Below are 11,051 nucleotides of genomic sequence, written 5' to 3' on the forward strand. Positions count from 1 at the left end.
GTGCAAGTTACAGCACTAATTCGTAACAGTGAAAAGGATGGGAACTTTGTTTAGGAAAGAAGATATCTCCAAGTTTTTGATAGCCCCTTTGTTCATAAAACTTCTGATTTCTCTTGTTTTGTGAAAACGTATCTAACCGTACTGAAGCATATCCGTTGGTTTTGGAATAATCCTCTGCAAAATTCATGAGCTCCTGAGCAAACCCTTGGCCTTGAAAACTTGGATGAACGCTTAGGCGGTGAATGTAAGTACTGTTTCCGTTTGGGGTCAACCATTGTATTGGAACATATTCTTCATCCATATGGGTTGAAATAACAACGGTTCCTATGATTTCGTTATGATGTTCTTTTACATATAGTTCGTTTCTTTTAATATCTTTAATAAATGTGCTTTTTGTGGGATAGTGTTCGTTCCATTGATAAATTTCGTTGGCAATCATTTTTTCTGCACATGCTTTTGCAAGGTTCTGTATATCCTTAATTTGAGATATCTTTGCATGTCTTATCATGGATTCGTTTTAATTAAATTGTAAATTTAAGGTATAATCATAACCACCGTACAATGAATAATATACTGGTACCCATAGGAACTTCTCCAAATTCTTCCGATACGCTCCAATACGCGATAGATTTTGCTTCGAATTTTGGGGCGAAGGTTTTTGTAATGGATGTGTTCACCGTAACATCGGGAACTGGAAGTTTGGCCAATGTTAAGGATAAGGTGGTCAAGAGCAGTAAGGAACAGCTCAAAGAAATTATAGATACGGTAGACACAAAAAGCATTGAAATAAAACTAACGACCTATAACGGTGATATTGTTGATGGATTAAAGGAAATTGATAAAAAACTGGGCATAGATCTTATTCTCATTGCACCAAGAAGCAACGCTATCGAAGATGCACTTTACTTGGGAAATACTACCGGTAGAATCGTAAAGAAAACAAACATTCCTACGTTGATCATACCAAAAGGCACGACATTCAAGCCTATTCAGAATATTATGACCGCTTTTGGGTCTGGCATCGTTAAAAGAAGCCGCACCCTAAATCCACTAGTTGAAATCAAAGATAAGTTTAGGGCGAGTATCAATCTTTTGTTGGTAAAAAGACCAGGATATTCGGAAGAAGACCTTCAGGTAAATACATCTCTTTTAGACCTTAGTGAACATTTGACCATTACTTCGAACCCTACTACGTACTTGGGCGTTTTGGAATATTATCAAGCACAGCAACCAGATATGCTTTGCGTATTTAGGAGAAAACGTGGATTTTTTAAGAAGCTATGGGAGAAAAATACGATACCAAAAGCGGAATTTTTTGTTCCAATACCCGTATTGATTCTTAGCGTTAAAAAGTAATATCGATTCGTTTCTATTTTGAAACTTTGTTAAAAAGCCTTTCCTTTGCGCTGCTCAAGGGGGATTAGCTCAGCTGGCTAGAGCGCTTGCCTGGCAGGCAAGAGGTCACCGGTTCGACTCCGGTATTCTCCACTAAGTTTTATAGGGCTTCAAGAGTTTTTGACTTTTGAAGCTTTTTTCATTTGCACGCAATTTGCACGCAAATCTTGTTTTGAATTAAGCTTGGTATTATTTGATACAAATTGGTCTATTTTAATACTTCTTCACACTTTACAGAATATTTTTTTGAAAAAGTATCACATCTATTGGGTGCTTTAACCTCAATATTAGATTTAGGAACCTAAGTCCCATAAAAGGTGAATTAACGAAACTACTAAAAGAGACCTAGAATGGGACTTTTAAAGAAATGGCTTTTCTCCCTTTTGAAACTGTGTTATTAAACGGCCATTTAAAAAAGACACTCTGCTAAAATCTAATCAATGATTTTAACCACACTACCACATTTCAGCATAGTATCTCCATAATAAGGATTCCGAATTTGGTTTTCGGTACTTAACCAAACAGCTCCTTTGTTGTTATTCGCCATCGGACACTTTTGCACATAGATGGTTTCGTCCAATGAGTCTAAGTTGTTAACAATGGCAACCATATTTTCATTAAGGATGACAAAATGAGAGCGTTGATTTTCTAAGTTTTCTTTTTTAGATATGGCTTCAAGCATCTCAATGCTCTTATCAAAGTGTACTTTTTCCATAGAACCCATATCAGAAAGGTTGAGTCTTTTTAGGCTTTCCAAAGCTGTTTTGGCTTCCTTAGATGTTTGGAGTGCATCACTGCCTACCAACGCATCCTTTAATTTTAAATAGGTTGGCAATACTGCTTCGAAATCTTTCTTAAAACCATCCGAAAATTCCATTTTCATCATTTCTCCCGAACTGTCTGAGCTCATACCTTCTTGCATTCCCATATGGCCTTCATGGCCCGTCATCGCCCTGTCGCCAGTTTTGTTCATCATACTTTTTTTGCCCTGCAGTTGCGCCGCGGCATCTACTGTAAAGGTCCCATTGGTAACAATTTCTTCACCAGAATCAAGTCCTTGAGTGACCTCAATATTTTCACCATTTCTGGCACCCAATAGTACCTCACGCATTTCAAATATGGGTTCATCTTCATTAACCTTTACATAAACTAAGGAGCGTTCCCCGGTCCACATTATAGCACTGGAGGGCACAAACAGTGTCGTTTTGATGTCAGCTAGACCACTCTCAATTTTACCAGTCACGAACATACCAGGTTTAAACAAATCTTTTTGATTCCTAAGAGTGGCTCGTATAGTTACTGTTCTGGTTGAATTGTTCAGCATAGGATCAATGAAACTTATTTGGCCATCAAAAGTTTTATTGGGGTAAGCATTGGTGGTAATGTTTATTTTCTGTCCTTTTCTAAATTGGGACAATTGGCTTTCATAAGCATCAAACTCTGCCCAAACCGTGCTCAAATTACTGACCTTGGCAATGGGTTGACCCTTTTTTAGATAGTCGCCTTCGGAGCTCATTACTTCAGAGACCGTTCCTGAAACTGTTGCGTACACCGGGAAATTCTCCTTTACCTTGCCCAAGCTTTCGATGCTATTAATTTGGCCCTCGGACAATTTCCAAAGTTTTAGCTTATTGCGAACAGCACTATACAATTGTGGCTGGGATTCCTTTAAAGAAGCTGCAGTCAACAATTCTTGTTGTGCGGCCACTAATTCAGGTGAATAAATAGTTGCCAATAATTGCCCCTTTCTAATCTCTTGCCCTTCATGGTTTACATTCAATCGCTCTATCCTCCCATCAAAATAACTGGCTTGCACGGCCATTGCTTCTTCGTTAACGGCAATCTTACCTGATAAGGAAATTGTGTTATCATTATTGCCCTCTGCATTTCCCACAACCGTGGTCTGTATGTTTGCCAAAGCCAGTGCATTTTCCGTCATTTTGAATTGCTCAGGGGACAATCCACTCGCTCCCGCTTCCGCTGGAATCAAATCCATACCGCAAATTGGACAATCCCCAGCTTCTGGTTGCATAATTTGCGGATGCATGGAACAGGTCCACATTTGGCCCGCTTCCGAACTATGATCATGTTCTGTCATTTCCATAGTCTTCGTCCCGGAATTTCCAAACAGAAAATATCCAACAGCCAAGCCAACAATAGCCGCGATTCCGATATAAATGATACTTCTTTTCATCTCTCTTTTTTAAATCGTTTTTTAATTTTTATTACTGAAGGTGAACTGGTAAACCAAAGTAAAAATCCACTCAGCACGGTTATCAGTCCCAATAATGAAAAAGCCCTAAGTACCGTGGTATTAAAATTATCTCTACCCTCATAATCCATCGTATGGGTCATCCATAGAAAATCAAAAATCCGCCAATCCCTGTGGCGAACCGTTTGAAATTTGCCATCTATAGCGGATACGTAAGCTTTTATGTTTTCATTGCTCTTATAGGTAATCACATAGGCAGGCAAAAGCTTTTCCCTGTACTCATGGTGTTTTCCAGTCTTTTCTATTAGCGAAACATTGGAAATTTCCAACCTGTCCCTCATATGGTTGCCAGCAACATAAAGCGCCTCTTTTTCATTGATGGATGACTTGGGTGTTCCATCCAAAGCATTGAACAATTGGCTCTTGTTGACCCAGTAGTATGGCACACCATTGATATCCCTGATTTCAATAGATCGGATCCCTTCGTTGATATTTAATTGGGAAGGCGCCATTAAACCCGAAAACGCCTTCAATTGGTATTCCATATTTTTAAAATGGTCACCATGAATGTCATCAATATTCGTCCAACTAAAATAAAGACCGCTGATGGTCCAGAACAAAAATTGAATACCCAAAAAGATACCAAGGTATCTATGCGATTTTCGAATCCATTTTGCCGTGTGCCTATTTATCATCATAATCTATTTGTGTGTATGCCCATCCTTCTGGTGTTCTACATTGGCCACATAGTCCATACCACATTTAGGACAAGTGCCTTCAGTATCACTGCCGCTTCCCTCACAGTGCATTGGACAAACATAAGTTGAAGCATATTCTTTGCTCTGCTTTTCGTTAGTTTCGATTTGCTCGGTACTGACCTTGGTGTTTTGTTCTGTTTTACCCTTGCACGATACAGAAAGTAATAGTGTTGCAACAAAAGCGGTGGCTAAAAATGTTTTGATTCTCGTGTTCATTGTTATTAGGTTTACTTGTTTATTAAATAATTGATAAGCGCAGATTGTATGTAATACAGCTGCACCGATTGAATTTGATTGAGTTGAAATTTTAATTGCAATTCCTGAATATCCAGCACATGGTTGAAATCGATTGTTCCCGTCTCATAATTTTTGATCAGGATTTGTTCCGCATCCTTTGCTTGATCCAAGTTTCTTGCTTGGGTGTTAAAAGCAATACGGGCTTCATTGCGGATTGATGTGGCTTTTGCCAAAGCCGACTCCAGGACATTCAACCTTTCCTGCTTTTGGAATGTAATTTCTTGTTTACGGAGTTCGTTCTGTTTGGTTCTGGAATCGTATCGCTTATTGAAAATTGGAATGGAAAACGATACCATCGGCATCACGATGTCCTTGCCATTATCGCTAAAAATCATGTCGGGTCGCTCCTGTACAGGCACATAATCCAGCCCAAACCCTAGCATGGGTGAACCCTCTTTTTGATTGAGAAATTCTGCCTGGGTCACAGACTCATACATCTTATCATAACGGAGGAGTTCAGGGTTTAACCGTATGCTATCAATAATCACAGGGTCATTCTCAGGAATATTTACTGTTTCACCGACTTCAACTGCTAAACCAGTATTTCGGTTCAACAATGCATTGAAATTGGCTTGTTCCCCCATAAACCGCTCCTGCAAGATTTCCTTTTGCTGTTGTAATTCATTCTGGCGAATTTGTAATTTCAGAACGTCCACAGCAGAGGCCTTACCCACTTCCACCGAAGTCAATGCCAAGGTTTCAAAGGTTTTGAGCAATTGTATGTTCTTGTCCAGCACATCCTGCTTGGTATTTAAACCGTACAACTTGTAGTATGACTGAGCAACGGACAATGCCAATTTTCGTTTGGCAACAACGTAATCCACATAATCGGTTTCAGCCATCGCCGTAGCATACTTTTCACGCGTGGAAACCGTACCAAACCAGGGAAGCATTTGTTTGGCCGAAAATCGTGCCACTTGTGCCCCTGTTCTTGTCTCAGGTTCACTCACAAAGTACCCAGCTCCAAATTCGGTATTGGGTAGCCAGTTGGCTTCGTTGACCTTTTCTTGGGCAATATTATAGCGAACTTCATAGGCCTGAATATTTGGGTTATTTGCCTGAGCCTCTTTGATATAGGACTGTAACTGTTGCGCATTCCCCAAAGCGGAAACAAACAAAAGTCCAATAATGATTTTTACTTTTTTCATTTGCTTGCTTTTTTGAGTTGAACTTCTTTTCGCCAACCGAACAAGACCGGAACAACAAAAAGGGTAATGAGTGCAATGAGCATTCCACCAAAACTTGGAATGGCCATTGGTATCATAATATCGCTTCCACGTCCTGTGGAAGTTAGTATGGGCAGCAAAGCCAATATCGTCGTTGCGGTGGTCATTAAACAAGGTCGAATACGTTTTTCACCAGCTTCGATGACGGAATTGTGTACTTCCTTTAAATTCTTGGGTTTGTTTCTATCAAAAGTTTGGGTGAGGTAGGTTGCCATGACCACGCCATCATCGGTAGCAATTCCAAAAAGCGCTATAAAACCTACCCAAACAGCAACACTTAAATTGATGGTGTGCATCTGAAAGAGTTCTCGCCAGTTTTCACCAAAAAGATTGAAATTGAAAAACCAGTCCTGTCCATAGAGCCATATCATGATGAACCCGCCCGCAAAGGCAACTGCAATCCCTGAAAATACCATTAAGGATGTGGCAACACTTCTAAACTGGAAATACAAGATTAAAAAGATGATGATGAGGGCTAATGGCACAACAACGGACAAAGTTTTTTCAGCCCGCAATTGATTTTCATAGGTTCCCGTAAAGGCATAGTTGATTCCCATGGGTACCGAAAGTTCTCCACTGTCTATCTTGGCTTGAATAGCCGCCTGAGCGTTCTCCACAACGTTCACCTCGGCGAAACCGTCCAACTTGTCAAACAATACATAGCCCACCAAAAAGGTGTCCTCGCTTTTAATGACCTGAGGACCTTGTTCATACCGAATGTTTACCAACTCATCAAGAGGCACTGGACTTCCTTTGGACACCGGAACATAGATACTTTTCAAATCATCGGGGTTGTTCCGTAGTTCCCTGGGATAACGCACCCTTACTGCATAGCGCTCCCGACCTTCAACCGTTTGGGTCAAAGGCATTCCACCAACAGCGATGGAAATAACTTTTTGGACGTCTTCAACTGTAACACCATAGCGTGCCAATTTTTCTCGGTCTATATCAATGAGCAGATAGGGCTTTCCTACGATACGGTCTGCAAAAACAGCCTGTTCCTTAACACCTTCGGCTGTTTTTAGGATGTTTTCCAATTGTAGACCAAACGCCTCAATTTCCTTTAAGTCCTGGCCTTTTACCTTGATGCCCATGGGTGCTCGCATTCCGGTTTGTAACATGACCAAACGTGTCTCGATAGGTTGTAATTTGGGTGCAGATGTCACCCCAGGGAGCTTTGTCACCCTTACAATTTCGTTCCAAATATCATCCGGGGACTTAATTTCTGGTCGCCAGTTTCGGTAGTACTCCCCATCATTATCTTCAATGAGTAAATTTCTGTCGATACTGGAGAAAGTCCTCTCGACTTCGCTCGAAGTGACATTTCCGCTCAAATTGGGATTTGCAACTTTTTTCCCATTTTTCAACACGAAATAACCCTCTTCATCAATTCTAAAACGTTGGGGGTCGCCATTTGTATTCAATTCATATTCCGACCGATATTGTATCATGTTCTCGTACATGGAAAGTGGCGCAGGGTCCAAAGCGGATTCCGTTCGTCCGGCCTTGCCCACCACCGTTTGGATTTCAGGAATACTGGCAACTGCCATGTCCAATTGCTGCAATACCCTTTTGTTCTCTTCTACCCCTGAATGCGGTAATGAGGTAGGCATTAACAGGAACGAGCCTTCGTTAAGAGCAGGCATAAACTCCTTGCCCGTATTTCTCATTATCAAAATACCTAGAACCAATATTACTGTAGGTATTGATAGGAACAGCATTTTATTCTGTAACGCCCATTGAAGGATTCTTGTATAATACCTTCGGAATGCCCAAAAGGTACCTAACAATCCAAAACATACTATACTTACAAAAAGTAGGTTCATTACAATGCTTCGGTCAAAGCCCAAGGGTCTCCAATAGGAAGCTAAAAGGAATACTATGGCCGAAACTGAAATAATGATGTTCAGACGGGTCGCCTGTTTGTCTGAAAGTGTATATCCGTTGAACAAGCGAGAAGCCAATTCCGGATTCTTCAAAGGTCTTATGGTCCCGAGAGCCATCAATACCAATCCTATCCAATATCCATAGACAACGGCCACTAGACCGGTTATGATAAGTGCAGCGCTAAAAACATAGCCTATGATACTTTTGCTTCTTTTCCTTCTGAAGAAAAAGGCAGCAAATGGGGGTATCAAAAAGAGCGCAACAATAATTGAAGCTGTTAGGGCCATGGTCTTGGTAAATGCCAATGGACGAAACAGCTTTCCTTCGGCCCCTATCATAGTAAATACAGGAATAAAACTGATGATGGTTGTCAGCACTGCAGTCAGGATCGCCCCTGAAACTTCGGTGGTTGCATTATAAACCACATTATTGATAGTAAGTTGTTCATTGTAGTTCCGCTCTTCGTTTTCATCAAGATGTCTAATGATGTTTTCAGATAAAATCACCCCAACATCCACCATTGTACCAATTGCAATGGCAATACCTGAGAGGGCAACAATGTTCGCATCCACTCCAAAAAGTTTCATTGAGATGAATACCATCAACACTGCGACCGGCAACAGACCTGAAATCAAGATGGAAGCACGTAGGTTGAACACCATCACAATAATGACAAGTACGGTAATTAGAATTTCAAGGGTCAAAGCTTCATTGAGTGTTCCCAAGGTCTCTTGGATCAATTCAGTTCGGTCATAAAAGGGAACAATGGTTACTTGAGAGGTACGACCATCAACCAGCTCTTTTGTAGGTAGTCCCGAAGAAAGCTCAGCTATCTTTTCTTTGACATTATTAATAACTTCCAGTGGATTTGCACCGTATCGGGCAACCACAACTCCACCTACAACTTCGGCACCCTCTTTATCCAATATTCCTCGTCGTGTTGCAGGACCCAAATGTACCCGGGCCACATCCTTAATGCGAATAGAGGTATAGTTTTCCGCATCTACAACGGCATTCTCAATGTCTGCTATGGATTTTACGTAACCCAATCCACGTACCAAATACTCCGCCTGATTGATTTCCAAAGTCTGGGCCCCAATATCGCGATTGGATTGCTTGACAGCCTTTACCACATCGCCCAACTGGATATTGTACTGACGCATCAGCTCCGGGTCAACGTCGATTTGATATTCCTGGACATAACCACCAATAGAGGCTACCTCCGAAACACCGCTTGCTGAAGACAGTGCATATTTTACGTAATAGTCTTGAATGCTACGCAGTTCGTGCAAATCCCACCCTCCGGTAACATTGCCATCTTCGTCACGACCTTCTAAAGTGTACCAGAAAATCTGTCCCAAACCTGTGGCATCCGGTCCAAGAGATGGATTCACTCCTTTTGGTAATAACCCGGCAGGTAAAGAGTTCAATTTTTCCAGAATCCGGCTTCTAGACCAATAGAATTCCACATTCTCTTCAAAAATGATGTAGATGCTGGAAAATCCGAACATCGAAGAGCTTCGAATGGTCTTTACCCCAGGAATTCCCAGAAGGGAGGTGGTCAAAGGATAGGTAATTTGATCCTCAATATCCTGAGGGGAACGACCCTCCCATTTTGTGAAGACAATCTGTTGGTTCTCCCCTATGTCCGGAATGGCATCCACTGCAACGGGATTACTGGGCAGAAAACCGATATCCCATTTAAAGGGTGCGTGTACAATTCCCCACCCCACAAATAGGGCCAGTAACAGAACTGCCACCAGTTTATTTTCGATTAAGAATTTTATCGCTTTATTCAGCATTGTTTTAATGTATTAGATATTTACAGTAAGTGCGCTGATTAAAATAAACAGCACGTAATGCCCAAAACAGAAATCTGCAGGGCGCACTTTGAATATCTAGTACATCAAATCAAAAAAGTCTCGTAAAGAACTTGATAGTCCTTATTGAGCAAGGGAGGTGGGTGCCCAATAAAAGAAGTTGTAACAGTGTCTACATCTTGGAACAAGTTGATGCAGGAATAGGAAAAGCTAACTAAGAAAACCTGTTGCTTAAGGTCCAGGTCGAAAAAAGAGGTTTTTAAATCTTCCTGTCCTTGCATGGTAAAGGATACTTCATCACAGCAGGACTTTTCAAATTCCGAGACCATGCCATCGGAATCAACCTCCATGCCACAGGTTTTTGCATTCGCGAAGAATGCCACATCCACCACCTTACCCATACATAGGTGCTTATCCACGGTCCATGAAACCGTTGACAACAAGACCAATAGGGCTAGTAGTGATGACAGAATTTGACGTAAAATGTCCTTCATTTCACTACAAAACTACAAAATGTTAACAATTATTGCTTTGTTTAACAGAAGTTTAAAACGAAACAGTGATATGGTTTGGGTAAGCCAGATGAATGATGATGGACTGCAATTTTTAATTTATCGACTCCATTTTAAGGTGATTTGTATACCTTTTAAATTATTATTTAGATAACTTATCTCAAACCTTATTTTTAATATCTCGGAGTAAGAGAAATAATATATTTGAGAGACATTACGTCCAATCTGAATATTAGCTGATTTTTTTTAAGTCCCATTTAACCAACGTGGCCGTTGCATAAGTGGTCCATGAACAAGATACGGAACTAAGCAGGCCGTTTTCAGGAAGTCTTAATCAGAACCTGTCTTGGTTGGATTTGCTGGTAAAAAGCATTCAGGTTGACTTTTAGGGCGCTCATAATGGCCCTTAAAATACCAATGGAGGGTTTCCCTCCCCCTTTCTTGAGGTATTTTTTCAGGTTGAAGGCGATTGCGGCCATGAGCATGACCTTGTGGGCACCGGCCTTGCCCAGTACCCCTATTTTTCTCAGGCCGCAGAACTGGGTCAGGCTGCCGAACACCGGTTCCACCGTGCTCCGTCTCAGCCTTTTCATTTGCCTGCCCCTTTCGCTGTGCTGTCGGGCGTAGGCCCTCAGGTACGGTTCGTCGTATATCGTTCTGGTGATACTTTTGCATTTCTTTTTTGGCGCACACTGGGGTTTCATGGGGCAGGCCTTGCAGCCCTTGGGTGCAGCCCAGTAGTTTTTCAGGACGGAACCGTCCCGGGTGGTACTGAATCCCTTGAAGGGCAGGGGCCTGTCCATCGGGCAGCTATATTCGTCCTTTTCCTTGTCGTATGGGAAACCTTCTATCTCAGGTTTGTATTTCCCGAAGACGGGTATCCATCCGGTGACCTTCCTCTGTTCGAGAAAGTCGTAGTTGGAGCCGTTGGAATATCCTGTGTC

9 protein-coding genes and 1 tRNA gene are annotated in these 11,051 nt (G+C 41.5%); 2 read left to right on the forward strand and 8 right to left on the reverse strand.

Annotated features, from left to right (window positions below; translation table 11 throughout):
- Positions 1-7 precede the first annotated feature (7 nt).
- Positions 8-508, reverse strand: coding sequence for a GNAT family N-acetyltransferase (locus tag KIM67_RS03240; RefSeq protein WP_213829924.1), 501 nt, complete (start codon positions 506-508; stop codon positions 8-10).
- Between the two features lie 53 nt (positions 509-561).
- Between KIM67_RS03240 and KIM67_RS03245 the strand changes: the two genes are divergently transcribed.
- Positions 562-1,356 (forward strand): universal stress protein, encoded by a 795-nt coding sequence (locus KIM67_RS03245; RefSeq protein WP_213829925.1) that lies wholly within the window; start codon positions 562-564, stop codon positions 1,354-1,356.
- 58 nt (positions 1,357-1,414) lie between these two features.
- A tRNA-Ala gene (locus KIM67_RS03250) sits at positions 1,415-1,488 on the forward strand.
- Between the two features lie 340 nt (positions 1,489-1,828).
- Here the strand turns inward: KIM67_RS03250 and KIM67_RS03255 are convergent.
- The 7 genes from KIM67_RS03255 to KIM67_RS03285 all read right to left on the reverse strand — a co-directional run.
- Entirely contained in the window at positions 1,829-3,589 is a 1,761-nt protein-coding gene (locus KIM67_RS03255) for an efflux RND transporter periplasmic adaptor subunit (protein ID WP_213829926.1), read from the reverse strand.
- Positions 3,586-4,302 (reverse strand): PepSY domain-containing protein, encoded by a 717-nt coding sequence (locus KIM67_RS03260; RefSeq protein WP_213829945.1) that lies wholly within the window; start codon positions 4,300-4,302, stop codon positions 3,586-3,588. The genes KIM67_RS03255 and KIM67_RS03260 overlap by 4 nt, the downstream gene beginning before the upstream one ends.
- A gap of 6 nt (positions 4,303-4,308) precedes the next feature.
- Positions 4,309-4,581 (reverse strand): heavy metal-binding domain-containing protein, encoded by a 273-nt coding sequence (locus tag KIM67_RS03265; protein ID WP_213829927.1) that lies wholly within the window; start codon positions 4,579-4,581, stop codon positions 4,309-4,311.
- 11 nt (positions 4,582-4,592) lie between these two features.
- Complete coding sequence (locus KIM67_RS03270; protein WP_213829928.1) at positions 4,593-5,810, reverse strand: TolC family protein; 1,218 nt, start codon at positions 5,808-5,810, stop codon at positions 4,593-4,595.
- Entirely contained in the window at positions 5,807-9,577 is a 3,771-nt protein-coding gene (locus KIM67_RS03275; protein WP_213829929.1) for an efflux RND transporter permease subunit, read from the reverse strand. The genes KIM67_RS03270 and KIM67_RS03275 overlap by 4 nt, the downstream gene beginning before the upstream one ends.
- Positions 9,578-9,681: 104 nt before the next feature.
- The gene (locus tag KIM67_RS03280; RefSeq protein WP_213829930.1) at positions 9,682-10,089 is read right to left on the reverse strand and encodes a hypothetical protein; all 408 of its coding nucleotides are present in this window, start codon (positions 10,087-10,089) and stop codon (positions 9,682-9,684) included.
- Positions 10,090-10,427: 338 nt separating this feature from the next.
- On the reverse strand, positions 10,428-11,051 hold a 624-nt coding region (locus KIM67_RS03285; RefSeq protein WP_213829931.1), incomplete at its 5' end, for a transposase.

Origin of the sequence: Flagellimonas sp. 389 (assembly GCF_018449435.1) — a bacterium.
Lineage (GTDB): Bacteria > Bacteroidota > Bacteroidia > Flavobacteriales > Flavobacteriaceae > Flagellimonas.

Coding starts and splice junctions, on each gene's coding strand:
- KIM67_RS03240 (WP_213829924.1), bottom strand. CDS start 508: ATGATAAGACATGCAAAGATATCTCAAATTAAGGATATACAGAACCTT.
- KIM67_RS03245 (WP_213829925.1), top strand. CDS start 562: ATGAATAATATACTGGTACCCATAGGAACTTCTCCAAATTCTTCCGAT.
- KIM67_RS03255 (WP_213829926.1), bottom strand. CDS start 3,589: ATGAAAAGAAGTATCATTTATATCGGAATCGCGGCTATTGTTGGCTTG.
- KIM67_RS03260 (WP_213829945.1), bottom strand. CDS start 4,302: ATGATAAATAGGCACACGGCAAAATGGATTCGAAAATCGCATAGATAC.
- KIM67_RS03265 (WP_213829927.1), bottom strand. CDS start 4,581: ATGAACACGAGAATCAAAACATTTTTAGCCACCGCTTTTGTTGCAACA.
- KIM67_RS03270 (WP_213829928.1), bottom strand. CDS start 5,810: ATGAAAAAAGTAAAAATCATTATTGGACTTTTGTTTGTTTCCGCTTTG.
- KIM67_RS03275 (WP_213829929.1), bottom strand. CDS start 9,577: ATGCTGAATAAAGCGATAAAATTCTTAATCGAAAATAAACTGGTGGCA.
- KIM67_RS03280 (WP_213829930.1), bottom strand. CDS start 10,089: ATGAAGGACATTTTACGTCAAATTCTGTCATCACTACTAGCCCTATTG.